At 70.6% G+C, this 25,527-nt stretch carries 21 protein-coding genes and 2 pseudogenes; 9 read left to right on the forward strand and 14 right to left on the reverse strand.

Annotated features, from left to right (window positions below; all coding sequences use genetic code 11):
* Nucleotides 1-340 precede the first annotated feature (340 nt).
* A pseudogene (locus BLQ63_RS29810) lies at nucleotides 341-592 on the forward strand (WhiB family transcriptional regulator); the annotation flags it as partial.
* A gap of 331 nt (nucleotides 593-923) precedes the next feature.
* Here the strand turns inward: BLQ63_RS29810 and BLQ63_RS08335 are convergent.
* Entirely contained in the window at nucleotides 924-1,355 is a 432-nt protein-coding gene (locus tag BLQ63_RS08335) for a metallopeptidase family protein (protein ID WP_091031686.1), read from the reverse strand.
* A gap of 121 nt (nucleotides 1,356-1,476) precedes the next feature.
* Here BLQ63_RS08335 and BLQ63_RS08340 point away from each other — a divergent pair, with 121 nt between their 5' ends.
* From BLQ63_RS08340 to manA, 5 genes are all read left to right on the forward strand, one after another.
* Complete coding sequence (locus tag BLQ63_RS08340) at nucleotides 1,477-1,917, forward strand: DUF3499 domain-containing protein (protein WP_091031690.1); 441 nt, start codon at nucleotides 1,477-1,479, stop codon at nucleotides 1,915-1,917.
* Between the two features lie 97 nt (nucleotides 1,918-2,014).
* Entirely contained in the window at nucleotides 2,015-3,394 is a 1,380-nt protein-coding gene (locus BLQ63_RS08345) for a phosphomannomutase/phosphoglucomutase (RefSeq protein ID WP_245680900.1), read from the forward strand.
* Between the two features lie 3 nt (nucleotides 3,395-3,397).
* Entirely contained in the window at nucleotides 3,398-3,595 is a 198-nt protein-coding gene (locus BLQ63_RS08350; RefSeq protein ID WP_091031693.1) for a Trm112 family protein, read from the forward strand.
* 114 nt (nucleotides 3,596-3,709) lie between these two features.
* Entirely contained in the window at nucleotides 3,710-4,903 is a 1,194-nt protein-coding gene (locus BLQ63_RS08355; protein ID WP_091031697.1) for an SIS domain-containing protein, read from the forward strand.
* Between the two features lie 172 nt (nucleotides 4,904-5,075).
* Nucleotides 5,076-6,224, forward strand: a complete 1,149-nt coding sequence (manA, locus tag BLQ63_RS08360; RefSeq protein WP_091031701.1) for a mannose-6-phosphate isomerase, class I — start codon at nucleotides 5,076-5,078, stop codon at nucleotides 6,222-6,224.
* 81 nt (nucleotides 6,225-6,305) lie between these two features.
* Here manA and BLQ63_RS08365 read toward each other — a convergent pair whose 3' ends face one another.
* Both BLQ63_RS08365 and BLQ63_RS08370 read right to left on the reverse strand, forming a co-directional pair.
* A complete protein-coding gene (locus tag BLQ63_RS08365; protein WP_091031705.1) occupies nucleotides 6,306-7,343 on the reverse strand; it encodes a GNAT family N-acetyltransferase in 1,038 nt (345 codons plus the stop codon).
* Between the two features lie 126 nt (nucleotides 7,344-7,469).
* A complete protein-coding gene (locus tag BLQ63_RS08370; protein ID WP_177154842.1) occupies nucleotides 7,470-8,504 on the reverse strand; it encodes a GNAT family N-acetyltransferase in 1,035 nt (344 codons plus the stop codon).
* 533 nt (nucleotides 8,505-9,037) lie between these two features.
* Between BLQ63_RS08370 and ahcY the strand changes: the two genes are divergently transcribed.
* Nucleotides 9,038-10,483, forward strand: coding sequence for an adenosylhomocysteinase (gene ahcY, locus BLQ63_RS08375; RefSeq protein WP_091031711.1), 1,446 nt, complete (start codon nucleotides 9,038-9,040; stop codon nucleotides 10,481-10,483).
* Nucleotides 10,484-10,651: 168 nt separating this feature from the next.
* On the opposite strand, the gene BLQ63_RS08380 is transcribed toward ahcY, so the two are convergent.
* The 6 genes from BLQ63_RS08380 to BLQ63_RS08405 form a co-directional block, all read right to left on the reverse strand.
* The gene (locus tag BLQ63_RS08380; protein WP_091031714.1) at nucleotides 10,652-11,530 is read right to left on the reverse strand and encodes a hypothetical protein; all 879 of its coding nucleotides are present in this window, start codon (nucleotides 11,528-11,530) and stop codon (nucleotides 10,652-10,654) included.
* A 138-nt stretch (nucleotides 11,531-11,668) separates the two neighbouring features.
* Nucleotides 11,669-12,562: a serine hydrolase gene (locus BLQ63_RS08385; RefSeq protein WP_091031719.1), complete on the reverse strand. Its 894-nt coding sequence runs from the start codon at nucleotides 12,560-12,562 to the stop codon at nucleotides 11,669-11,671.
* A gap of 156 nt (nucleotides 12,563-12,718) precedes the next feature.
* Nucleotides 12,719-13,897 carry an adenylyltransferase/sulfurtransferase MoeZ gene (gene moeZ, locus BLQ63_RS08390; protein WP_091031721.1) on the reverse strand — a complete coding sequence of 393 codons (1,179 nt, stop codon included), beginning with the start codon at nucleotides 13,895-13,897 and terminating at the stop codon, nucleotides 12,719-12,721.
* Nucleotides 13,898-14,011: 114 nt separating this feature from the next.
* Nucleotides 14,012-14,848 (reverse strand): DUF3152 domain-containing protein, encoded by an 837-nt coding sequence (locus tag BLQ63_RS08395; protein ID WP_143014814.1) that lies wholly within the window; start codon nucleotides 14,846-14,848, stop codon nucleotides 14,012-14,014.
* A 178-nt stretch (nucleotides 14,849-15,026) separates the two neighbouring features.
* On the reverse strand, nucleotides 15,027-16,022 hold the full coding sequence (locus tag BLQ63_RS08400) for an alpha/beta fold hydrolase (protein ID WP_091031727.1): 996 nt from the start codon (nucleotides 16,020-16,022) through the stop codon (nucleotides 15,027-15,029).
* A gap of 5 nt (nucleotides 16,023-16,027) precedes the next feature.
* Nucleotides 16,028-18,043: a hypothetical protein gene (locus tag BLQ63_RS08405; protein ID WP_091031730.1), complete on the reverse strand. Its 2,016-nt coding sequence runs from the start codon at nucleotides 18,041-18,043 to the stop codon at nucleotides 16,028-16,030.
* Nucleotides 18,044-18,219: 176 nt separating this feature from the next.
* On the opposite strand from BLQ63_RS08405, the gene BLQ63_RS08410 reads away from it, so the two are divergent.
* Nucleotides 18,220-18,840 carry a TetR/AcrR family transcriptional regulator gene (locus BLQ63_RS08410; RefSeq protein WP_218125156.1) on the forward strand — a complete coding sequence of 207 codons (621 nt, stop codon included), beginning with the start codon at nucleotides 18,220-18,222 and terminating at the stop codon, nucleotides 18,838-18,840.
* 163 nt (nucleotides 18,841-19,003) lie between these two features.
* The gene (locus BLQ63_RS08415) at nucleotides 19,004-19,231 is read left to right on the forward strand and encodes a DUF3107 domain-containing protein (protein ID WP_091031732.1); all 228 of its coding nucleotides are present in this window, start codon (nucleotides 19,004-19,006) and stop codon (nucleotides 19,229-19,231) included.
* 125 nt (nucleotides 19,232-19,356) lie between these two features.
* Here the strand turns inward: BLQ63_RS08415 and BLQ63_RS08420 are convergent, their stop codons facing one another.
* From BLQ63_RS08420 to BLQ63_RS08440, 5 genes and pseudogenes are all read right to left on the reverse strand, one after another.
* A complete protein-coding gene (locus BLQ63_RS08420; protein WP_091031734.1) occupies nucleotides 19,357-21,075 on the reverse strand; it encodes an LpqB family beta-propeller domain-containing protein in 1,719 nt (572 codons plus the stop codon).
* A complete protein-coding gene (gene mtrB / locus BLQ63_RS08425; protein WP_091031737.1) occupies nucleotides 21,059-22,660 on the reverse strand; it encodes an MtrAB system histidine kinase MtrB in 1,602 nt (533 codons plus the stop codon). The genes BLQ63_RS08420 and mtrB overlap by 17 nt, the downstream gene beginning before the upstream one ends.
* Nucleotides 22,661-22,723: 63 nt before the next feature.
* A pseudogene (gene mtrA / locus BLQ63_RS08430) lies at nucleotides 22,724-23,412 on the reverse strand (MtrAB system response regulator MtrA).
* Between the two features lie 73 nt (nucleotides 23,413-23,485).
* Nucleotides 23,486-24,862, reverse strand: a complete 1,377-nt coding sequence (locus BLQ63_RS08435; RefSeq protein WP_091031740.1) for an NAD(P)/FAD-dependent oxidoreductase — start codon at nucleotides 24,860-24,862, stop codon at nucleotides 23,486-23,488.
* Between the two features lie 20 nt (nucleotides 24,863-24,882).
* Nucleotides 24,883-25,506: a hypothetical protein gene (locus BLQ63_RS08440; RefSeq protein WP_091031744.1), complete on the reverse strand. Its 624-nt coding sequence runs from the start codon at nucleotides 25,504-25,506 to the stop codon at nucleotides 24,883-24,885.
* Nucleotides 25,507-25,527: the final 21 nt, after the last annotated feature.

The following is a 25,527-nucleotide window of genomic DNA, read 5'->3' on the forward strand; positions in this document are numbered from 1 at the left end:
ACAAGCGTGAGTCTGAGGGGTCCTTCCATCAACCAGATCACTGTGCGCTATCGTCTGACATCGAACCGTTATCGAATCAGCGATGAAGTCTCATCGTCCATAGAGATGAGCAAGGCGGTGCGGCCCCATCTACAGGCCGCCCGCGGGCACCGGAGCTTCTAGAGAAGCACAGACATGCAGGACTGAGAAACAAGCGGACCACTATGTGGCCCGCAGCAGGGCCGTACGCGTTTCAGGGGAGGGAACGCGTTCGCGCCCAGTCCGCATACCGATGCCGCGCAAGTGATTGCAAGGGGGGAGCACCGGTTCGACCGGTGCGCGAACGAGGAGGCGGACGTATATGGACGGCCGTGACTACTTGGCCGACCTGCTGGGTAACGTTCCGGAGTGGCAGGCTCGCGCATTGTGCGCGCAGACCGATCCGGAGGCGTTCTTCCCCGAAAAAGGGGGTTCCACGCGCGATGCGAAACGCATCTGCGCGCGGTGCGAGGTCAAAGAGAACTGTCTGAATTACGCGCTCGACCACGACGAGCGGTTCGGGATCTGGGGCGGGCTCTCCGAGCGCGAGCGCCGCAAGATCAAGCGCCAGGCGCGCGAAGCGGCACGACGGCGCACCGAGCGCCTGCCCGTGGTGGTGTGCCTGCCGACCCCGATGATCAACCCCGCGGTGGCCGCGGAACTGGCGTTCGCGCAGCAGCTGCGCCACGCCGAACCGGTACTGGTCGCCGAAGGGCAGGGCCGGCTCGGGCTGATGGACGAACTCGTCGGCGCGCACCTGGGCGCGCCGGAGGAGACGCCCGTCGAGGAACCCGCGGTGCACGAGCGCGTTCCGGTCGCCGCATAAGAGAACGACCCTACGAGCGAACCACGACGGCGAGGGGGCGGGACAGCGACGTCCCGCCCTTCCGCCGTACCCGGAGGCTTCAGAACTCCAGATCGTCGGGCGGGAGGTTGAGCAGCGACGCGAGCTGCTCGGCCAGGACCGAGCGCACCAGCGACTCGGCCTCGCCCTTCGACTCGGCCCGCAGCTCGATCGGCCTGCGGTAGAGCACGATCCGCGGCGCGGCCGCGACCGTGCCCGGCTGCGCCGGGTACAGCTTCGACAGCGGCACCCCGCGGTCCTCGACGATGTCGGCGTCGTAGTCCTGCGAGTCCGGCGGGACCTCGTCGACGGCGAACTCGATATGCCGCAGATCGGTGAACTTCGAGCCCAGGGCCTCGGTCAGGCGCCGTTCGAGCACCACCACCGAGTCCATCACCAGCGCGTCGAACTCCTCCACGGCCGTGCGCCGCAGCGGCAGGGCGCTGGGTGCGAGCGGACCCCGCATCCCCCGTCCGTGTCGATCTCTGCGCATGGAGAAACCATAGCGTCCGGGTCCGACGAAATCGGTCCCCGCGATGCCCGGCGACACGAATCGGTGAGGGGCCACTGCTCAGCGCCGCTGACTTCGCCACCGCGAGTGGTAGTTTCGTGGGGTGAGGTCGGATCGGCGTTGCTCCCGGAACGGCTGCCGCCAGCCTGCGGTGGCCACTTTGACATACATCTACTCGGATTCGACCGCTGTGGTCGGCCCGCTCTCCACGACGCGGGAACCCCACAGCTACGACCTGTGTGACGCGCACGCCCGGCGCCTCACCGTCCCCCACGGCTGGGACCTGGTCCGCCATCAGGGCGACTACGCCGTGCCCATGCCCACGGACGACGACCTGGTCGCACTGGCCAACGCCGTCCGCGAGGCGGCCGTCGGCGAACGGCACGAACCGGAGGCCGAGCCGTCGGACGCGGCCACGCTCGCGAGCCGCCGCCTGGCCGAGGTCGAACCCGCTCAGCGCCAAGGGCACCGCCCCGCGGCGCCCCAGTTCGGTGCCCGGCGTCACCTCCGGGTGGTGTCCGGCGACGAGGACCAACAGCGCTAGTCTCGTCACGGAGGCGGCCCCATCCGCCGCGGCGCCCGCGCCGTCGGCCATGCCGCCTCCCACCGGCCCCGTAACCCGGAAAGGCGGCATCTGACCCGTGGCTCCCCAGCTCAGTGAATTCGTGAAGGCCTACGACGTCCGCGGACTCGTCGGCTCGCAGCTCACCACCGAGGTCATGGAGGCGATCGGCGCTGCCGCCGTCGCCGTCACCGGCGAGCTGAAGTGGGCCGTCGGGCACGACATGCGCGACTCGGGCCCCGACTTCGCCGCCGCCTTCGCGCGCGGCGCCACGCGGGCCGGCGCCGACGTCGTCGAGGCCGGCCTGTGCTCGACCGACATGCTCTACTTCATCGCCGGGCAGCGCAGCGTCGCCGGCGCGATGTTCACCGCCAGCCACAACCCGGCCGAGTACAACGGCCTGAAGATGTGCCTGCCCGCCGCGCGGCCCATCGGCCTCGACACGGGCCTGGCCGACATCCGCGACAAGGCCCAGGCGATCCTCGACGGCGAGCCCGCCCCCGAAGCCCCCAAGCCCGGCACCGTCACCAGCGAGGACTTCCTCGCCGCGTACGCCGACTACATGCGCGGACTCGTCGACCTCTCCGGCATCCGCCCGCTCAAGATCGTCGTGGACGCGGGCAACGGCATGGGCGGCCACACCGTCCCCGCCGTCCTCGGCGACCAGCTCCTGGCCGCCCTCCCGCTGGAGATCGACCCGCTCTACTTCGAGCTCGACGGCACCTTCCCCAACCACCCGGCGGACCCGCTGGAGCCTTCGAACCTCGTCGACCTCCAGGCCCGCGTCAAGGAGGTCGGCGCCGATCTCGGTCTGGCCTTCGACGGCGACGCCGACCGCTGCTTCGTGGTCGACGCCGACGGCAATCCCGTCACGCCCTCCGCCATTACCGCGCTCATCGCCACCCGCGAACTCGCCAAGGACCCCGGCAGCGCCGTATGCCATAACCTGATCTGCTCCAAGGCGGTCCCCGAGATCATCGCCGAGCGCGGCGGGCGGCCCCTGCGCACCCGAGTCGGACATTCGTTCGTCAAGGCTGCTATGGCCGAGCAGAACGCGGTCTTCGGCGGCGAGCACTCCGGGCACTACTACTTCCGGAATTTCTGGTTCGCCGACACCGGCATGCTCGCCGCGATGCACGTCTTGGCAGCAGCCGGCGAGACGGATCGGCCCCTGTCGGACCTGGCGGAGGAGTTCGTCCGCTACACGCCCTCCGGCGAGATCAATACCAAGGTCACGGACCCCCACGGCAAGATAGACGAAATCGCTGAGCAATTCGCCGGCCAAAACGATGTCGGCACCGACCTGCTCGACGGCATTACCGTCTCGTTCAAAGACGGCTCTTGGTTCAACCTGCGCCCCTCCAACACCGAACCGCTGCTGCGGCTCAACGTCGAGCACCGCGACCAGGCCTCGATGGAACGGCTGCGCGACGACCTCCTCCGCATCGTAAGGAACTAGCCCATGCCCGCCACCGCGCCCAAACCCGTGCTCCTGGAACTGCTGCGCTGCCCCGAGCCCCACCACGCGCCGCTCGCCTACGACCGCGAGGAGAACGCGCTCACGTGCTCCGAGTGCGCGAAGGTCTTCCGGGTCGAGGACGGCATCCCCGTGATGCTCCTCGACGGCGCCTCCTCGAGCTACGGTGTCAACGGCGAGTAACCCCCACCCGCAGACGCCGCGCAGCGGCCACCGATCCCCCGGCAACCGAAGCGAACCGCCAAGGGGCGCACCGAAATGCGACCCCACAGGCCACAGGCCAAGGAGGAACACAGCATGGGTCTTGAGGACGACGGCCTCGCCGGGATCACCGGCGACCGGCTCCCCGACGAGCGCCGCATCGAAGGCGACCTGAGCGACTCGATCCGCCCCGGCAGCGCCCTGTGGGCGCTCGCCTCGGCCGGACCGCAGCTGCGCGAGTCCGCCGCGCTCGCCGCCGACGCCGGGCTCGCCGCCCTCGCCGAGGAGGGCCGCCCCCGCGCGGTCGTCGTCGCGGGCGTCGGCACCGCCGCCCGGACGGGCGACATCCTCGCCACCGTCGCCGGGCCCCGCTGCCCCGTGCCGATCCTCGCGCACCGCTCCGCCGGCGTCCCCGGCTGGGTCGGCGCCGCCGACGTGGTCATCGCCGTGTCCGCGTCCGGACGCAGCCCCGAGGCGCTCGCCGCCGCCGAGGCCGCCGCCCGCCGCGGCGCGCGCCTGGTCGCCATCGGCGCCCCCGACTCCGAGCTCCAGGCCCTCGCCGAGCGCGCCCGCGCCTCGTTCGTGGCCGTCCCGCGCCGGGCCCCCGCCCGGCTCAGCCTGTGGGCGCTCGCCGTGCCGGTGCTCATGGCCGCCAGGGAACTCGGGCTCGTGAGCCTGGTCGAGGCCGACATCGCCGAGACCGCGAGGCGCCTCGACGAGGACGCCGAGCGCTGCCGCCCCGACGCCGACGCGTACGTGAACCCCGCCAAGGAGCTGGCGATGAACCTGGCCGGGTCCATCCCGGTCGTGTGGGGCTCCAGCCCGCTCGCGGGCGTCGCCGCCCGGCGCTTCGGCGACATGCTCGCCGCGAACTCCCGCTACCCGGTCGTCTCCGGCGAACTCGGCGAGGTCGGGCGCGGGCGCGTGGGCCTCCTCGACGGCGTGTTCGGCTCGCTCGCCGAAGGGCAGACCGACATCTTCGCCGACCCCGAGGACGACGAGCTGACGCGCCTGCGGATCGTGCTCATGCGCGACGACGGCCTCGACGGCGACGACTCCTCCCCCAAGCCCGACACCCGCCGCGCCGACGCGGTGGCCGACCTGGCCTCCCGCCGCGGCGTCCGCTGCGACGTGCTCCCGGCCGAGGGCGGCTGCGCGCTGGAGCGGCTGGCCTCGCTCATCTCGGTGCCCGACTTCGCGTCGGTGTACCTCGCGCTCGCCCACGGGCTCGATCCGATGCGCGTCCCGGCGGTCTCGGAGATGAAGGACCTGACGCTCGGCGCCGAGTAGGCGAGCGTTTTCCAAGCGCCGCAACGCCGACCGGGGGCTGCGGGGAGCATCGCTCCTCACGGCCCCTGGTATCGATACCCCGGTCTTCCCCGGAGACGGGCCGGGGTCTCGGGGCGCACGGGCCGTACCGATACAGTTGAGACCTCCGGACCCGAACAGTAGAGGAGCGGCGGTGCAGGGGCTGTACGGCGTCATCCGCAACTACGCCTGGGGATCGCAGGTCGACCTCGCCAGGCTTCAGGGCCGCGAGGTCCCCGCGGACCTGCCAGAGGCCGAGGAGTGGTTCGGTGCCCATCCGAGCGCGCCCTCGACCCTCCACGACGGGCGTCCCCTGGACGACGCGATCGCGTCGGCGCCGGCCGCGCTGCTGGGCGACCGCGTGAACGAGCGGTTCGGGGCGAAGCTGCCGTTCCTGCTCAAGCTCCTCGCCGCGGGCAAGCCGCTCTCGCTCCAGGCGCACCCGAACTCGCGCCAGGCCCACTCGGGCCACCAGCGCGAGCTGCGCATCGGCATCGACGCGGCCTACCGCAACTACGTGGACGACAACCACAAGCCCGAGATGCTGGTGGCGCTCACCGAGTTCCGGGCCATGTGCGGCTTCCGCGACCCGCTGGCCGCGGCCGACGACATCGCGGCGCTCGGCGTCACCGAGCTCGAACACCTCGTCGCCACGTTGCGCGACAAGAAGGCCGGGCTGCGCAGGGCCGTGCCGGACCTGCTCGGGCTCGGCCGCGAGGAGTGCCGCGGGATCATCGACGCCGCCGCCAAGGCCGCCAGCGAGCTGGAGACCGCGGACGGCGCGGACCTGGTGTCGCTGGCGCGCCACTACCCCGACGACCCGGGCGTCCTGGTGAGCCTGCTGCTCAACCACATCACGCTCCAGCCGGGCGAGGCCGTGTACATGCCCGCGGGCAACCTGCACGCGTACCTGCACGGCTTCGGCGTGGAACTCATGGCCGCGAGCGACAACGTGCTGCGCGGCGGCCTCACGAACAAGCGCGTGGACGTGCCCGAGCTGCTCCGCGTCCTGGACTTCCAGGCGATGGCCGACCCGCGGACCGCCGCCGAGGACGAGGGCCCGGTGCGCTCGTGGCCGGTCCCGATCGACGACTTCGCGCTCAAGCGCGTCGAGCTGACGGGCGAGCCGGTGACCGTGGAGGTCGACGGCCCGCGGATCTGCCTGTCCACCGGCGGAAGCGTCACGGTGGCCGACGGCCAGGGCGAGGTGGCGCTGTCCCCGGGCCGCGCCGCGTTCTCGCCGGGCACCGCCGGACCGCTCACGGCCTCGGGTGAGGGCGAACTGTTCATCGCGAGCGCCTGAAAGACGAACGAACGGCCCGACCGCTCGGCGGTCGGGCCGTCTCCCTCTGCAACGCGGGAATCCGTGGTCGTGCGCCTCGGATCAGGCGAGCTTCTTCTGGACGATCAGGTCGCGGCCGTGCGGCCGGTAGCCGACGGCGGTGTTGATGTCGAGCATCGGGCCGTTCACTTCGGCGTTCCAGGTGTGGACGTAGCGCATCCGGGGCCGGTGTTCGCGCAGCAGCCGGTGGTTGGCGATCTTGAGGATCGTGCCCAGGCGCCGGCCGCGGTGCTCGGGCAGGACGATCGTGTCGTCCTGCCAGGCGTGCTCGTCTTCGCCGGGGTCGACCCATATGAAGGTGTACCCGGCGACCACGCCGGTCTCGATGTGGCGGACGGCGCTGATGAACTGCCGCTGCCCCAGCCGCACGCGGGACCGCTCGTACTCGCGGATGCGGGCGGTGTCGACGTCGGCGGGCCGCAGGTCGAGGGCCTCGGCGATCGGCATGTCGGTGTACATGCGCTCGCACAGGTAGGCGATGCCGGCGACCAGGTCGTCGGACACGGCGGGTTCGGCGCACTGGAGCAGTTCGTATCCGGCGGCCCTGTTCCAGGCTTCGGCGTAGAGCTTGTCGAGTTCGTCGTCGCCGACGAGGGCGAGGTCGCACCGGCCGTGGACGTCCCGGTCGACGACCGTGTAGCCGCGGGCGTTCGCGAAGTCCCGCCCGGACCGGTCCCATGCGGGCCCGCCCTCGACGTCCTCGTGGGCGGAGCCGAGGATCGTGCCGCGGCCGAGTTCGGCGGTGCGCCGCTCGGTGAACGCGAGGAGTGCGGTGCCGACGCCCGCGCGGCGGTGGTCCGGGTGGACCTCGAGCTTGACCTCGACCAGGTGCCGGTTGTCCTGGAGCGCCGTCTCCAGGCCGAGCGCGGCGACGACCGCGCCGGCGGCGCGGGCGACGTAGCGCTCGGTGCGGTGGTATTCGCCGCTCATCAGGAGGCTCAGCCGCGCGAGCGCAGGCGACGGGAGCGGATCTCCGGGCCTGTCGTGGCGCGCGACGGTGTGCTGGAGTCCGATCCAGTCGTCGACCAGGGCCTGGTCGAGCGGGTCGATCGGGAGGATTTCGAGTTCAGGGGCGGACATGCCTTCGACGATCCCGGACTCGCCCGGGAGCGCGCAACCGAATTGGCGGAGAACGAACGGCCCGACCGCCGAGCGGTCGGGCCGTCTCCCTCTGCAACGCGGGAATCCGTGGTCGTGCGCCTCGGATCAGGCGAGCTTCTTCTGGACGTCGAAGTCGCGGCACAGGGCCCGGTAGCCCATGGCCTCGTTGATGGCGATCATGTGGTCGTTGACCTCGGCGTTCCAGGTGTGCACGTAGCGGATCTGGGGCCGGTACCGGCGCAGGAGCCGCTGGTTGGCGATCTTGAGGACCATGCCGAGGCGGTGCCCGCGGTGCTTCTCGTCGACGATCGTGTCCTCCTGCCAAGCGTGCAGCTCTTCGCCGGGGACGAGGCCGACGACCGACATGCCCGCGACCTCGCCGGTCTCGACGTGGACGACGGCGGACGCGAACTGGGTCTGGCCGCGCTCCTTCGAGGTCCACTCGTTGTTGCGGACGCGGGCCGCGTCGTAGACGGCGGGGCGGATGTCCAACTCCTCGCCCATCGGCGGGTCGGTGTACATGCGCTCGTTGAGGCCCGCGTAGCCCTCGATGATCTCGTCGGGGCAGTCGTCGATCCACTGCACGAGTTCGTAGCCGGCGGCCTTCTCCCAGGCGTCGGCGTAGAGCTTGCCGAGTTCGTCGTCGCCGACGAGGGTGAGGTCGTTGCGGCGGTGGATCTCCTGGTCGACGACCTTGAAACCGCGGGCCTTCGCGAACTCCTGCCCGGAGTGGTCGAAGCGCGGACCGTCCTCCAGGGAGTCGACGGCGAAGGCGAGGATCGTGTCGCGGCCCAGTTCGCGCGCGCGGCGCTCGGTGAACTCCAGGAGCGCGGTGCCGACGCCCTGGCGGCGGTGCTCGGGACGCACGTCGAGTTCGAGCTCGAGGAGGTGCTGGTTGTCCTTGTTCGGCATGGAGAACTGGATCGAGCCGATGACGTCGCCGCCCCTGCGCGCCACGTAGCGCTCGACGTTCAGGGCGTCGGGCCACAGCAGGAGCCGCAGGCGCTGGAACGCGGGACTGGGCAGGGGCTCGCCCGGCAGGTCGTGCTCGGTGACGGCGCGCTGCGCGCGGATCCAGCCGTTGACCAGGTCGCGGTCGAGCGGATCGATCGGAACGATGTCGATGTCAGGGTTGCTCACGTAGCGACCTTCTCGCGGATCGCGAGGACGCGCAATCGAATTAGCGATCCGGACGCCGCGCACGCGAAAGCGGGTAGTCCTAGGGGGCCCCTGATTTTAAGAGTAGTCGCCGGGTACGACAGAAAACCCGGGTCGCATCGCGACCCGGGCCTGTGATCCGGCGCAAAAATTAATGTGCCGGGCAGCCACCCCAGACTGCCCGGCACTCCCCCCGGTTTGGTATCTCCGCCGCGCCGCCGGTGATGGTCCGGGACCCTGTGGATCCCCGCATCCCCGTGACGCTGCGTATCTGCAATATTACCCACAGCCTCTCCAGTGTCAAGCAGAAACTCGAGTTGCCACAGATATTTTTTCCGTGGCTCCCGCCACGACCGGTGACGGCAGCCCCAGCAGCCCCACGCCGCGGAGCCGCCGCCGTTCCCTCGGAGGCCCCCGCGACGCCCCTTCGGCGGCTCCCGCCGCAGCCTCTTCGGTGGCTTCCGCCACGGTGCCGTTCAGCGGGGCCGCGCAGCGCACCGCGTAGCATTTCAGGCATGACGAACACGCTGCGAGCCGACGACTACAAGGTCGCCGACCTCAAGCTGGCCGACTACGGCCGGCACGAGATCCGACTGGCCGAACACGAGATGCCCGGCCTCATGGCCCTGCGCGAGCGCTACGGCGCGTCCCGTCCGCTGGAGGGCGCCCGCATCACCGGGTCGCTCCACATGACGATCCAGACCGCCGTCCTCATCGAGACGCTCACGGCGCTCGGCGCCCGCGTCCGGTGGGCCTCGTGCAACATCTTCTCCACCCAGGACCACGCGGCCGCCGCGATCGCCGTCGGCCAGGGCACCCCGGACCAGCCCCAGGGCGTCCCGGTCTTCGCCTGGAAGGGCGAGTCGCTCGAGGAGTACTGGTGGTGCACCGAGCGCGCCCTCGACTGGGGCGACGAGGAGCCGAACCTGATCCTCGACGACGGCGGCGACGCCACGATGCTCGTGGTCAACGGCGCCAAGTTCGAGGCCTCCGGGTCCGTCCCCGCCCCGGAGTCCGCCGACAGCGAGGAGGAGGCCGTGGTGCTCGCGCTGCTGGCCCGCTCGCTCAAGGAGGACCCGACCCGCTTCAGCCGCCAGGCCGCCGAGATCAAGGGCGTCACCGAGGAGACCACCACCGGCGTGCACCGGCTCTACGAGCTCGAGCGCGAAGGGCGCCTGCCGTTCCCGGCGATCAACGTGAACGACTCGGTGACCAAGTCGAAGTTCGACAACAAGTACGGCGTGCGGCACTCGCTGCCGGACGGCATCAACCGGGCCACCGACGTCCTCATCGGCGGCAAGGTCGCGCTCGTGTGCGGCTACGGCGACGTCGGCAAGGGCTCGGCCGAGGCGCTGCGCGGCCAGGGCGCCCGCGTGATCGTCACCGAGATCGACCCGATCTGCGCGCTCCAGGCGGCCATGGACGGCTACCAGGTGCTGACCCTCGAGGACGCGGTCGAGTACGCCGACATCTTCATCACCACCACCGGCAACCGCGACATCATCTCGGTCGACCACATGCGCCGGATGAAGCACCAGGCGATCGTCGGCAACATCGGCCACTTCGACAACGAGATCGACATGGCCGGCCTCGCCGCCGAGCCGGGGATCAAGAAGCTCGAGGTCAAGCCGCAGGTCCACGAGTGGCAGTTCGCCGACGGGCACTCGATCATCGTGCTGAGCGAGGGCCGGCTGCTCAACCTGGGCAACGCGACCGGGCACCCGAGCTTCGTGATGAGCAACAGCTTCACCAACCAGGTCCTCGCGCAGATCGAGCTGCACACCAAGCTCGACCAGTACCCGGTCGGCGTGTACACGCTGCCCAAGCACCTGGACGAGGAGGTCGCCCGGCTGCACCTGGACGCCCTCGGCGTCAAGCTCACCGAGCTGAGCAAGAAGCAGGCCGACTACATCGGCGTCAAGGTCGAGGGACCGTACAAGCCCGACCACTACCGGTACTGAGCGGAGCGAGGGGACGGTAGCGGCGGTACAGCCGGTACTGAGCGGAGCGAAGGAACGATAGCAGCGGCACAGCCGGTACCGAGCGAAGCCGGTTCCCAAAGGATGAATACGGCGAACGGCCCGGTCCATTGCGGACCGGGCCGTTCGCCTTGGCTTGGGACCGGGGCGCTACACCGCCTTGTCGATCACCGAGCGGGAGATCTCGGCGATCTCCTCGACGATCGCGACGCCCTTGGACTGGTTGGGGGCCTTGCTGGTCAGGATCGCCATGCGGATCGCCGCCAGGTTCGGGCGGTGGATCATGCCGACGGAGTTGACGACCCACAGACCACCGAGTGAGGAGCGGGTGTCCCAGCCGTTCTTGAGCCAGACCGTCTCGCCGGACTTCTTGGCGGCGCTGACGCCCCAGTCCTGATCCGCGTTGACGGAGCCCATCAGCGAGCGGGCGTAGAGCACCTCGTCCTGCACGAGCAGGCCCTGGTACAGCAGCAGGTTCAGGAGTTTGATCTGGTCGCCCACGTTGGTCTTGGTCAGGCCCCAGCGGCAGTCCGAAGAGGCCTCCGTGTAGTTCAGGCCGTACCGTTCGTGGGCCGCTGAGAGGGCGTCGCAGCCGCCGAGGTGGTTGTAGAGGCTCGTGGCGGCGTCGTTGTTCGACGCCCTGATCATCTGCCCGGCCCACTCCTTCTGCTGCGCGGGAATGGAGGCGACGCCGTCGTACTCCTCCAGCAGCATCAGCAGGATCTCCATCTTCACGATGGAGGCCGTGTCGTGGGTCTTGCGCCCGTTGGTGCTTATGAACCGGGAGCCGCGCGAGACCGCGACCGAGGCCTCGGTCTGCGTGCCGGTCGTCGCCAGATAGGTCTTGACGCGGTTCGTGAGCTCGATCGCCAGCTCAGTGTCGGTGGGGCCGGCGGCCCAGGCGTTGGTGCCGATCCAGGCGGTGCCGCCGGCGAGTGCGACGGCCGCGGGGACGGCCGCTCGCAGGACGGTGCGCCGTGAGGGTCGCGGGCGCCGCGCGATGGTGTTGTCGTGGTCTTGCCGAATCATCCCGCAAGGCTATGGAATCGGACTGAATCTCACAATAGGCCGCACGGCCGATCACGGTCGGATTATTCCGTCCTTTTGCGAGGCAACGGCTTCGGCGTGAACGGACGTATGACCGACGTCCGCTCACGCCGATGCGGTTCAGACCTCGTCGATGACCTCGCGGGTGATCGCCGCGATCTCCTCGACGATCGGGATGCCCTCGATGTCGTCGACGGCGCCGCTGGTGAGGACGGCCATCGAGATCGGCTCCTCGCCCTCGCCGTCGATCACGCCGATCGAGTTCACCACCCACAGGCCGCCGAGCTGCGACTCGACGTCCCAGCCGTTCTTGAGCCAGACGGTCTCGCCCTCGGCGGCCGCGGCCGAGATCCCCCACGCCTGCTCCTCGATCACGGCGCCCATGAGCTCGCGGCTCAGGGCGACCTGCTCGGCGTCGAGGACGCCCTCGAAGAGGTCGATCTCGGTCAGGACGAGCTGGTCGGGGGCGCTGGACCAGCCCACGCCCCAGCGGCCCTGGGCGTCGACGGTCGTGTTCTGGAGGCCGTAGCGGTCGTGGGCGGCCTGGAGCGCCTCGACGCCGCCGAGGTAGTTGTAGAGGGTGGTGGTCGCGCTGTTGTCGGACTCGGTGATCATGCGCTCGAGCAGTTCCCGGTGGTCCTCGGGAATGACGTCGACCGAGCCCCAGTACTGCTGGACCATCGCGAGGATCTCGACCTTGACGATCGAGGCGGTGATGTGCGTCTGGTCGGGGTTGTAGTCAAGGTGCATGTCGCCCTTCTCGACGGCGATCGAGGCCTCGACCTGGGTGTCCGTGGAGGCGAGGTAGTCGTCGATCCGGGCCTTCAGGTCGGCTTCGAGGTCCTCGCGGGACGGGCCGAACACCGAGTCGAGTCCGTTCTCGGACGCGTTCGCGGCCACCGTGGCCACGGCGCCGCCGCCGACGAGGACGGCCGCGGCGGGCACGCCGAATCGCAGGAGTGTGCGGCGGGAGGGACGCAGGCGACTGGAATTTCGTTCGCTTTTGCGGATCATGGTGCCCAGGCTAGGTAATCGGTCAAGGGGGAGTCAATGCCCCAGGACGGGAATCCGTTGATGAACCCCGTCGGAAATCTCATATCCTGCCGAAGCAACGCAAAGCGCGACGAGGGGCGTACGGCCGGTGGCCGTACGCCCCTCGAATCGCGTTCGCTAGTAGGCCGGCAGGCTCGGGTCGACCTGGTTGATCCAGCCGAGCACGCCGCCCTGGACGTGGACGGCGTTCTTCAGGCCGGCGGCCTTCGCCGCGGCCAGCGCCTCGGCGGAGCGCACGCCCGCCTTGCAGTAGAACACCGCCTGCCGCTCGGTCGGCAGATCCGAGAGCGCGGCACCGGAGACGATGTCGCCCTTGGGGATCAGCCGCGAGCCGGGGATGCGCACGATCTCGTACTCGGCGGGCTCGCGCACGTCGATGAGGTCGATGTCGCGGCCCTCCTTGATCCACTCGGCGAGTTCGCGGGCGGTGATGGTGGAGCCGACGACGGCCTCGGCCGCCTCGTCGGTGACCGAGCCGCAGAAGTCCTCGTAGTCGATGAGCTCGGTGACGGTGGCGTTGGGACCGCAGACCGCGCAGTTCGGGTCCTTGCGGACCTTGATCTTGCGGTAGGTCATCTCGAGCGCGTCGTAGACCATGAGCGAGCCCACGAGCGGGTCGCCGATGCCGGTGAGCAGCTTGATGGCCTCGGTGACCTGGATCGAGCCGATCGAGGCGCACAGCACGCCGAGGACGCCGCCCTCGGCGCAGCTCGGGACCATGCCGGGCGGCGGGGGCTCGGGGTAGAGGCAGCGGTAGCAGGGGCCCTGGTCGGCCCAGAAGACGCTGGCCTGGCCGTCGAAGCGGTAGATCGAGCCCCACACGTAGGGCTTGCCGGAGAGGACGGCCGCGTCGTTGACCATGTAGCGGGTCGCGAAGTTGTCGGTGCCGTCGATGATGAGGTCGTACGGCTCGAAGATCTCGAAGACGTTGTCGTTGTCGAGCACCGTGTTGTGGATGACGACTTCGACGTACGGGTTGATCTCGCGGATCGAGGCGGCGGCCGACTCGGACTTGGGGCGGCCGATGTCGGACTGGCCGTGGATGATCTGGCGCTGGAGGTTGGATTCGTCGACGGTGTCGAACTCGGCGATGCCGATCGTGCCGACCCCGGCGGCGGCCAGGTACATGAGGGCGGGGGACCCGAGGCCGCCCGCGCCCACGCAGAGCACCTTGGCGTTCTTGAGTCGTTTCTGACCGTCCATGGCGACGTCGGGGATGATGAGGTGGCGCGAATAGCGGCGCACCTCGTCGACCGACAGCTCAGAGGCTGGTTCGACCAGCGGCGGCAAACTCATATGTCCAATAATGCATGTTCACGCCTTGGATATTCCACCGGGAAGCGCGATGTGCGGAGCTTCACGCCTGTGGGACGGATCGTCCCATTCCGTGGAACGGATGGTTCGAGCCGGTCACCGGTCGACGAAGTCGTCCGGCGGGAGCTCAGGGCCGTTGTAGTCCCCCGCGGGGCCGGAGATGTAGGTCCTGCCGTCGGGGTAGGGCCAGGCGTTGCCGACGCAGCCGCCCAGCTGGTAGGTCTGCTGGGCCATCACCGGGGAGGTCTCGCCGTCGGCCGGGCAGACCTCGTGGCCGTGGCCGAGGCGGTGGCCGACCTCGTGGTTGACGGCGTACTGGCGGTAGGTCTCCAGGGTGCCGTCCCAGTGGCCGACGCCGGTGATCCAGCGGGCCGAGTTGATGACGACGCTGTCGCCGTTGCGGCACGAGACCGTGGTGTTGGTCGAGCCGCACAGGATCGCGCGCTGCTCGGGGCTGGCAAGGTAGACGGTGAAGTCCGCGCCGCCGCCCTGGCCGACCTGCTGGAGGCGCCAGGCGCCGCCGGCGGTCCAGGAGCGGGAGTCGGCGAGCGTCGCGCGGACGAACTCGCTGAAGCCGTCCGCGTCCAGGCCGAGGCCGTTCTCGACGGCCACGTCGTACTTCAGGAGCGTGCCGGCGGTGCCCGCGACGGAGGCGTCCGCCGGGTTCGCGTAGGTCCAGGTGCCGGTGCCGGAGTAGTACAGCGGCGGCGTGGCCTGCGTCTGCGGGGCCGAGAGGGTCGGGTCGTCGGGGGACGGCGCGACGATGGTCGGGGCGACCTGCTCGTCCTCGTTCAGGGCCTGCGGCTTCTCGGTGACGGCGGCGCCGAGGGCGAAGTAGGCGCCCGCGCCCGCCATCAGGAGGAGGACGGCGAACAGCACGAGGCGCCGCCGTCTGCGGAGCCTGCGGTTGCGATCCAGCCGTCCCTCAGTCACACCGGCGAGTCTAAGACAGACGGGGCCCCGATTGGCCGACCCGCGGTTTTTGTGTGGTCCGATTCGAGTTCACCATGCGGGCACGCCGAGGTCACAGGGCCCGCCCGGGCCCCCCGATTCCAAGGGTGCCTTGCGGGTCCGACATTCCTGGCGGTCGCATCCGCGTCCGCGGCGGAAATCACGGTACGGCCGTCTCGGGTTGCGCGGACGGCTCGGACTCCTCGGAGGCCCGGAACTCGTCGAGCATCGCGGCCATCGCGCGGGCGGTCGCCTGCGGGCGCTCCATCATCGCGACGTGGCCGGTCTGGTCGAGGATGAGCAGGCGCGAGTCGGGGATCGCCAGCGCCGCGGGCGGCGCCTGGCGCACGTCGATGACGCGGTCCTGCTTGCCCCAGACGACGAGGGTCGGGCACTGGATCTCGGTGGCGAGGCGCCACAGCGAGTGCGTGCCGGGGACGAACGCCTGGAAGAAGGAGGCCATCAGGCCCCGGTAGGTCTGGATGTACGCGCGGGAGTTCCAGGGGACGGCGAGCCGGTGGCGGGCCTCGGCGATGGCCTCCCGGCGGCGCTGGGGGTGGATGAGGCTGGGGTCGGCCCAGGTGCCGAGGATGATGTCGTCGACGACCTGCTCGGGGGTGCGCGAGCGCATGGCGCGGTCGGCGAACCAGGCCATGTTCGGCACGGCGAGCATCGGCAGGTAGCGGGCCTGGTGGGAGCGCCGGGGGTTGGCGAAGGGCATGGCCGGCGAGATGAGCGTGAGGGTGCGGACCAGGCCGGGGCGGGTCGCGGCGAGGTAGACGGAGACGGCACCGCCGAGGGAGTGGCCCGCGAGGTGGACGGGGCCGCGGCCGGACTCGACGATCCAGGCGGCGACGTCCCGGGCGAGGAGCGGGACGGTGACGCGCGGGGCGGGGGCCGAGTGGCCGAAGCCGGGCAGGTCGATCGCGTCGGCCGCGACGCGGTCGGAGAGGGCGTCGGCGAGGTCGGTCCAGTTCTGGGCGGAGCCGCCGAGGCCGTGCACGAACACCGCGGGCTCGGCGCCCGGGGCCGTCGGCGGGGTGTGGCGGATGAAGAGCCGGCGGCGGCTGAGCTGGTGCTCGATGCCCGGCCACGGCGGGTGCGGACGCTGGGGGTCGCGTACCCCGTCGACGTCCACCAGCCGTGCCCGTTTCATGGGTCCTAGTGTGACACTTCGGCTGCCAATGCACCCAAAGTAGCCGAAACGACGGCGCGTGAACGTTCGGCGGTGACCACGGCCGCGCCGGAGAGGCGCCGCACGGAGTGGCCGTCGAGCCAGAGGATGACGACGACGGCGGTCTTGACCGGGCCGGTGGGGACGATCGAGGCGTGCTCGACCTCGACGCGCACGTCGCTCGCGCCGAGGCGCGGGCGCAGGGCCTCCACAGTGGCCGCGGCGGCGGCGTGCTGGATGTGCCAGTCGATCGGCGGGACGGCCACCTTGCCGGTGGACTCCTCGCGGCCGAGCGAGAGCGTGACGCTGACTTCGGCCTCGAGTCCCGCGGACTCGATGTCGACGCGGCGGAGCACGACGGGGCCGACCTGGGCGACGTCGATCTCGGAGGAGGGGGTCTCGACCTGGCCGCTGAGGTCCCGGCGGGGTTCGTCGGCGGACTGCGGGCCGGGTTCGACCGCGCGCTGCTCGGCGACGACGGCGGAGACGACGGCGTGGACCTCGTCGGGGTCGACGCCCTCCTCGAGTTCGAGCCGGAGGCTGGAGGCGCCGTCGGGGGCGGTCACGTGGAAGGCGTCGCGCACGCCGGGAACCTGGCGGACCGCGTCCACCAGGCGCTCGGATTCGGTCTCGTTCACTGCGGCGGGGCTGGGCGGCATGTGTCCGGGCTGCTCCACGGTCGCGGGCGGGGTGGGCTCGGGGAAGGGCGGCCGGTTCGCGGGGGCCGTGCGCAGCGGCGCCTGCTCGGTGACCGGCGGGCTCGGGACGGCCGCGGGCGAGACCTCGGTGAGCGGCTGCTGCTGGACGAGCGGGAACTGGTCGGTCTGCTGCTCGCCGACGGGGATCGGGGCGGGAGCGGCCGGCGTCGGCTGCGGCGGCGGGGCCTGCTGCGCGGGCGGCTGCGGGACCTCGATGGGCCCGGTGTGCTGCGGCGGCGCGGGAGGCGCGGGCTGCGAGTACCCCTGCGGCTCGGGCGCGGCGGGGGGCGCGGGCGGTTCCTGCGGCGTCGGCGGGGCGGTGCGCTCGCGGTTCGGGGCGGGCGTGGCGAACGCCGGGTTGGCGGGCGGCGCGCTCGGCATCGCGTTGGCCTGGGGCGCACTGAAGTGCTGCGGGGCGCTGGAGTTCGGGGCCGGCGCGCTGTACTCGTGGCTCGCGCCGCCGGGCGCGAAATCCTGGTTCGGCCCCGGCTGCGCCGGGCCCTGCGGGTGCTGCTGCGGGGCGTAGTCGCCGGGCATCGGCGGGGCGCTGTAGCCGGGGTGCTGCTGCGGGGCGCCGAAGTCCTGCGGCGCGCTCAAGTGCTGCTGCGGCGGAACGGGAGGCGCCGGCGGGGCCGTGTACTCGGGCGGGGCCGACGGTCCGCCTTGGTGCGCACCGGGCGTCGCGCCGAACTCGTGGTTCGCGCCTTGCGGAGCGCCGAACTCCGGGTTCGCCCCCGGCGTCTGGTTCGCGCCCGGCGGTGCGAACTCCTGGCTCACGCCCGGCTGCGGCGCGCCGTGGTTCACGCCCGGCTGCGCCCCGAACTCGTGGTTCGCACCCGGCTGCGCGTTGTTCGCTCCCGGCACGCCGTACTCATGGTTCACGCCCGGCGGCGCACTGTACTCATGGTTCGCACCCGGCGGCGCGAACGGCGACTGCGGCTGCTGGGGTTGCTGGTCGTTCGGGAATCCTTGGGGGCCTTGGGGTGTCTCCGGAGCCGCCGGGAGGGGGGCGAACTGCTCGCCGGGCGAGGGGCGCCTGGTGGCCGGGACCATCGGCCCGGTCTCGGCGATCTCCACGTTCGGGACCTGTCCGGTCGGGTCCTCGCTGTAGCGGTGGCGGCGTCCGCGGTCCGGGTCGAACCGGTACTGCTCGGGCGCCTGGGCCATCCCCTGGCGCGCCTCCTCGGCGGCCTCGGGGGCCTCCTCGGCGGGCGGGCCCCAGGACCTGCCGATGCGCCTGCGGGAGGTCCGCTCCTCCCCGCTCGGACGCGACGGCTCATCCGGTCGGTTCTGGTCATACACCACTAGACAACTCCTTCATATTCCCGGTCTCAAGGTACCGTGGCGCGCCCAGTGACTCGAACCCGCGTTTGTCGCCCCCGTACGCTGGGAGACTGTATTCAGGTTTCCGTAAACTTCCTTCAGGTCGCAAGATCTCGCGACTGACGGATGGGCGACATGACGCGAGGAGAGGTGCCCTGGTGAACAGCGCTGGTGAGGGCCGGATCCGACTGCCCAGGAGCGAACGACGCGCACAGCTGCTGCGGGCCGCCCAGGACGTCTTCGTGTCCAAGGGCTACCACAACACCTCGATGGACGACATCGCCGAGAACGCCGGGGTCTCCAAACCGGTCCTGTACCAGCACTTCACCTCGAAACTGGAGCTGTACCTGGCGCTGCTGGACGGGCGGGCCGCCGAGCTGGTGGGCCAGGTCAGGGACGCCATCGAATCCACTGAGGACAACAAGGAGCGGGTCTACCGCGCCATGCGGGCCTACTTCGACTTCGTGGACGCCCAGGGCGAGGCGTTCCGGCTCGTCTTCGAGTCCGACCAGCGCAACGACCCCGAGGTCGCCGAGCGGGTGCTGCGCATGGAGACCGAGTGCGTGGAGGCGATGGCCGACACGATCATGGCCGACGCCCACGTCGACAAGGCCCGCGCCGAACTGCTCGCGACCGGCCTGGTCGGGGCCGCGGAGATCGCGGCGCGGAAGTGGATCGCCTCGGGCCGCGTGATCCCCAAGGACGAGGCCATCCAGCTCATGAGCAGCCTCGCCTGGCGCGGGATCTCGCACTTCCCGAGGGAAGGCGAACCCGGGTAGCGAGGGCCCGGTCCGCGCGGAGCCGAAGGCGAGCCCGCGCAGCGACGGCCGGCCCTGCGCGATTAGTTCGCTCTCGGCGCACTCCTCGGTCCCCTGCCCGGCACCGCCCCACGAGTAGTCTTGCAACGTCTAGACGTCAGAGTGTTTCGATTGAGGAGGGCCCGTGGAGGTCAAGATCGGTGTCCAGTACGCCCCACGCGAACTGGTGTTGGAGAGCAAGCTGTCGCCGAAGGACCTGTCCGAGAAGATCGAGCAGGCCGTCAGCGACGGCGGGATCCTGCGACTCGAGGACGACAAGGGCCGGCAGCTGTTCATCCCCGTCGAGAAGATCGCGTACGTCGAGGTCGTCGCGAGCAACCTGCGCTCGGTCGGCTTCACGGTCGACGCCTGAGCTCGCGGGGAACCGCGGACGGGCGGCGCGGCGCCGCCGGTGCGTGAGCCCCGCGCGCGAGCGATGAGGAAACGTCGGAGGCCCGGAGCACCTGCTCCGGGCCTTCTCCTCGTGCCGGGCGTCCGCTACTGCAGCACCGTGAAGGGGGCCGTGCCCGCCACGGCCTGCTCGCCGTTCCTGACCTCTTCGGGACCGGACGACTGGACCCTGTACAGGGTCGCGTTCGCGACCACGAGCACCGGCTCGCCGCGGTTGAGCGGGTTCGACTCGACCGGGTCGGCCGGGTTGGCCGCGATCTGCGCGATCTCCAGCCCGAGCGTCCAGCTCTGGACGTCGGTGCGCGAGTTGTCGAGGGCGACCCGGAAGAGCCGGTCGTCCCCGCGCACCCCGGCCACCCAGAGGTAGTTCTCCGAGCTCCAGGCCACCCCGGTCACGTCGGTGATGTCGTGGCCGATGCGGCGGGGGTCGCCGACCTGGATGTTCCCGTCGGCGTCGATGCTCAGCGGGGCGACCCACGCGGAGCCGTCCTCGACGTAGGCCAGGCGCCGGCCGTCGGCGGCGAGCGCGAGGTCGGTGACGTCGGTGCCCACCGCGAGGGTCTGCACCGTGCCGCCGCTGGAGGCGATCGCGGTCGGCACGCCGTCGTCCACGACGATGACCGTGCCGGCGGAGAGCCACTGCGGATCGGCCAGGTTGCCGCTGAGGTCGGTGATGACGCGCATCGCCGAGGAGCTGGTCCCGGTCTGGAGGGTGTCGACGCCGGCGGTCCGCACGACCGCGGCGATCTGGTCCTCCGGCGAGACGGCGACCTGGCGGAGTCCGGCGACCTGGTAGCCGACCCACGGGTGGTCGGGCGACTCGGTGGTCACGTTCTCGCTGTCGTACTCCCAGACGGTGTCGTCGGCGACGAAGTAGCCGGTCTCGGGCAGGTCGGCGGGGATGGCGTTCCAGCCGCGCCAGTCGCTCAGGGAGCCGTCGAAGACCTCTTCGCCGTCGGCGATCAGGACGAACCGGTTGTCGAGTCCGAGGCTCCAGGCGACCTGCGCGGCCATGGCGGCGTGGGTGTCGGGCTCGACCGCCTCGCCCAGGGAGAGCTCGATGCGCAGGACGCCGTCGTCGGCGACGGGCTTCCCGGAGGTGCCCTCGGGGATGGCGTTGCGCGCCGAGAAGCGCGCGAACTCCAAGGGGCCCCCGAGCAGCCAGCCCAGGCGCAGGCGCAGTTCGGCGTCGGCGTCGAGGTCGCGGTAGATCCAGCGCAGGTCGGGGACGAGCAGTTCGCTCTGCGCGGCCTCGAAGTACAGGGGCGCCTGCTCGTAGACGGCGGTGAACTGGTCGTAGTCGAGCATCGCCTGGGACGGCAGCACCGAGATGCTCCACAGGTCCTGGAGCGTCTCGCGCTGGAGCGTGAAGGTCTCGTCGTAGTCGCGGGGCGCGGCGTTCATGCGCACCGAGCCGTCGGGCAGGTAGGTGCCGACGACCGAGCCGGTCACGGTGACCGTGGCCGAGGTGACGCCGGTGGCGCTCGCGGTGACCACGCTGATGTTGTCGAGCAGGTCGATGCCGATGGAAGGCTCGGAGAACTGCTTCTCGCTCGCGGTGAACGCGTTGAGGCGGTCGTCGCGTCCCTCCGCGTTGCCGCCGGCGGCCTTGAGGTAGTTCTCGACTGTCGGCACGGCGTCCAGCTCCGGGCCGAACGCCTCGGCGCTCGTGCCCGAGGACTGGTCGAAGTCGCTGGGGGCGTCGCCGACGACCTCGGGGGCCTTGTCGGAGGGGATGCCGCAGGCGGACGCGACCCAGGTGACGCCGAGCGCGAGCGCGGCGGCGAGGCTAGTCCTGCGTCGCATGCGGTACCTCCGAATCGGTCGGCGGACGGGCCTCGAACCGCAGCGGAATCGGCGAGGCGATGACCCGGTTCCCGGCCTGGAGCGGCAGCGTGAGCACGAACAGCGTGCCCTTGCCGGGCTCGCCGGCGGCCTGGAGGGTCCCGGAGTGCAGTTTCGCATCCTCCAGGCTGATCGCCAGGCCCAGACCGGTGCCGCCGGTCTTGCGGTTGCGCGAGGGGTCGGCGCGCCAGAAGCGGTCGAAGACGCGGTCGGCGTGGCCGGGGCGCAGGCCCACGCCGTGGTCGCGCACCGAGACCGCCATGGCCGTCTCGGATTCGGCGACGGTGATCTCCACGGGCTTGCCCTCGGCGTGCTCGATGGCGTTGGAGACGAGGTTGCGCAGGATGCGCTGGACGCGGCGCGGGTCGACCTCGGCGATGACGCGGCGCGCGGGCTTGGACACCGAGACCTCGACGCCGCATTCGCCCGCGAGGTGCGACAGGCCCTCGACGACCTCCTCGGCGATGCGTCCCACGTCGACCGCGTCCACTTCGAGCGAGGCGAACCCGGAGTCGAAGCGGGAGATCTCCAGCAGCTCCTGGAGCAGGTCCTCGAAGCGGTCGATCTGGTCCTGGAGCAGCTCGGTCGAGCGCTTGGTCACGGGGTCGAAGTCGTCGCGGTTGTCGAAGAGCAGGTCGGCGGCCATGCGGATCGTGGCGAGGGGGGTGCGCAGCTCGTGGGACACGTCGGAGGTGAAGCGCCGCTGCATCATCGACATCTCCTCCAGGCGCCTGATCTGGCTCTGGAGGTTCTCGGCCATGAGGTTGAACGACCCGGCCAGCCGTGCGAGGTCGTCCGAGCCGCGCACTTCCATGCGCTCGTGCAGGAGCCCGGCGGCCAGGCGCTGGGAGGTGCGGGCGGCCTCGCGCACGGGGGTGACGACCAGACGCGTCACCAGCGCGGCGATGACCCCGAGGAGCAGCACGAGCGCGACGCCCGCGAGGGCGAGGTTGGTGCGCAGGAGGCTGATGGTGTCCTGCTGGGACTCCAGCGGGTAGAACGCGTACAGCTCGTAGTCGATGGGCAGGTCGATGAAGGAGCCCACGACGAGATAGGGCATCGACTCGCCGTCGAGGGTGAAGTCGCCGTACTGGACGGCGATCTTGCCTTCGGCCACATTCGCCTGAAGCGCCTCGGAGGGCAGGGCGCCCCCGGCGACCGGGTGGGTCTTGGTGACGGCGCCGTCGGCGGTGCGCAGCACGATCACCGGCGCGTAGACCGGGTCCTCGGCGAGCTCGTTGACGATTCGCTGCATCGTCGTGGCGAGCGCGGAGTCGGAGGTGGTGCCGTAGGGGGCGAGCTGCTCGGCCACCCGCTCGACGGCGTTCTCGGTCTCGTCGACGGCCGTGTTCCGGCCTTCGCTGAGGAGCCCTGAGGTGACCGATCCGGCCACCACGAAGCTGAAGATGAGCACGAGGATCGTGGAGGCGATCAGGGTGGAGGCGACGACGCGGAGCTGGAGGGAGGCGCGGAAGCGGGCGACGACGGGCGTGGCCGCGCGGCCGGCCCAGCGTGCCGCGGCGCTGCCGAACCGTCGAAGCCACACCGGCCTCTCACGAGGCCGGTTCCGGTTGTCCGCCACTTACGTCTCCGCGAGCATTCGCCGCCGCTAGCCCAGTCCGGCCTTGTAGCCGACGCCGCGGACGGTCTGGATGAGCTGGGGCGCTCGGGGTCGGGCTCGATCTTGGCGCGCAGGCGCTGCACGTGGACGTTCACCAGTCGCGTGTCGGCCGAGTGGCGGTAGCCCCACACCTGCTCCAGCAGGACCTGGCGGGTGAAGACCTGCCGGGGCTTGCGGGCCAGGGCCACGAGCAGGTCGAACTCCAGCGGCGTGAGCTTGACTTCCGCGCCGTTGAGCGTGACCTGGTGGGCCGGGACGTCGATCTGGACCTGGAGGCCGGGTTTGCCTATCTCCAGGCGCTCGGGGGTGACGTCGTCGCCGCGGCGCAGGCGCGCGCGGATGCGGGCGACCAGCTCCTTGGGCTTGAACGGCTTGACGATGTAGTCGTCGGCGCCGGACTCGAGGCCGAGCACGATGTCGACGGTGTCCGACTTGGCGGTGAGCATGACGATGGGCACGCCGGACTCGCCGCGGATCGCCTTCGCGACGTCTATGCCGCTCATGCCCGGGAGCATGAGGTCGAGCAGGACGATGTCGGGGCGGTGCTCCTTGAACGCGGCGAGCGCCTTCTCGCCGTCGGTGACGAACGTGGGGGTGAAGCCTTCGGTCCGGAGGATGATGCCGAGCATCTCCGCCAGGGCCGGGTCGTCGTCAACGACGAGTACACGTGCTCTCATGGACACCAGTTTTCCACCTCGCAAAAGGCTAGAGCACCACGGGTGTCTACCCGTGGTGCTCTAACTGTAACGACTAACCGGCGGCCTTGACGGCTCGTGCGGGGTCGGTGCCTGCGGCGATGGCCTCGAAGGGCTCGCGCCCTGCCTGGATTTCACCGAGCTGTACCATTTCGCGCTTCGTGAAGAAGCCGACGATCCAGTCCGCGAGGATGCGGCCCTTGCGGCCGGTCCCGGGCACGCGCGACAGGTGGTAGCCGCGGTGCATGAGCCAGGCCAGCAGGCCCTTGGCCTTGAAGCCGTAGGTGTTGGCGACGCCCTTGTACAGGCCGAGGCCGGCGACCGAGCCGAGGTACTTGTGCTCGTACGGCTTGAGCGCGCGCCCGACGTGCTCGGCGTACACGTTGTCGGCCAGGATGCGGGCCTGGCGGACGGCGTGCTGCGCCGAGGGCGTGCACCAGTCCATCGGGAAGTCCGAGGTGTCGGGGACCTGGGCGGAGTCGCCCGCGCCCCACGCGTCCTCGACGACCTCGCCGACGGTGTTCGTGCCGGCCTCGACGCCGGTCGCGACCTGGAGCCGGGTGTTGCACTCGAGGTGGCCACGGGGGCCGATCGGCAGGTCCGACTGCTTGATGAGCGGGTGGGGCATGACGCCGGCTGTCCAGATGATGGTGTCGGAGTCGAACTCCTCGCCGTCGGTGAGGACGACGTGGCCGCCCTCGCAGGACTTGAGGGTCGTGCCCAGGCGGATGTCGACGCCGCGCTTGGTGAGCTCGCGGGCGGCGTAGGCGCCCATCTCCGGGCCCACTTCGGGCATGATCTTGTTGGCGTACTCGACGAGGTACCACTTGATCTCGGAGGCGTCGAGCATCGGGTAGTTCTTGACGATGTTCGCCGTGAGGTCCTCGAGCTCGCCGAGGGTCTCCGCGCCGGCGAAGCCGCCGCCGACGGTCAGGAACGTGAGCGCCTTGCGGCGCACGTCGGGGTCCTCGGTGGTGGCGGCGATGTCGAAGCGCTGGAGCACGTGGTTGCGCAGCCAGATCGCCTCGCCCATCGACTTGATGCCGATGGCCGTGTCGGCCAGTCCGGGGATGGGCAGGGGCCGGGAAACGGAGCCGGGGGCGACGATGACCTCGTCGTACTCGACCTCGCGGGTGGGACCGGCGAAAGGCTGCACGGTGAGCTTGCGCTCGGCGTGCTTGATCTCGGTGACGGCACCGGTGAGGATGGTGCAGTACTTGAGGGCCTGACGGAGCGGCACAACACCGTGTCGCGGGGAGATGGATCCAGCAGCCGCCTCGGGCAGGAACGGCTGGTAGGTCATGTGCTGGTTGGGGTCGATGACCATCAGTTCAACTTGACCGCGCTTGATGTCGCCCTTCAGCAACTTGCTCAAGCGTTCGGCAACGTAAAAACCGACGTGACCGGCACCTATCACGACTATACGTTTCACGTGTTCAATTCTGGCCTTGCTCAGGGGTTCTTGTGTAGTGAACGCGCAAGGAGGTAGATCACGGTAACCGCTGCCACGATGCCCGCCGCGACGGCGAATCCGGCGGTCAGACCGGTGAAGAAGGCGGTGAACAGGGCCAAGGTGCCGGCGGCGGCCACAGTCGACGCCAGGACCAGTCCCAGGTGGCGCACCCAGGTGAGGATGATCTCACCGTCCACTGCGGTAGTGGTCCGCAGACGCTGGGTGACGGCCGCCGTGGCGTGGGCCGTGTACAGCAGGCAGGCGAGGGCGGCGGCCGTCCACAGGGAAGGGTCGCCGTCCGACTCCCGGTCGAGGACGCCGCCGAGGAGCCAGGAGACGAGGACGAACGCGATCGCGAGCAGCGGCGCGACCCCGGCCGGGCGCAGGGCCGCGGCCAGGGCGAAGAGCGAGGCGGCGGCGATGTGGAACCCGGAGGCGCCCCATTCGGGCGGGACCGCGAGTTCGGCGGCGACGAACAGCGTCAGGGCGACGGTGAGCCGCAGCAGGACCGGGGCGGGCGCGATCCGGCGGGCCCAGGTGATGCCACCGCCGCGGGCGGCCTTGAGCCGTTCGCGGGCGCCTTCCCTGAGCGCTTGGACCAGGCCGCGCTGGACATCACTCATCTATGACTCGCAAGCTTCGTC

The sequence above is a fragment of the Glycomyces harbinensis genome (assembly GCF_900101745.1).
Classification (GTDB): domain Bacteria; phylum Actinomycetota; class Actinomycetes; order Mycobacteriales; family Micromonosporaceae; genus Glycomyces; species Glycomyces harbinensis.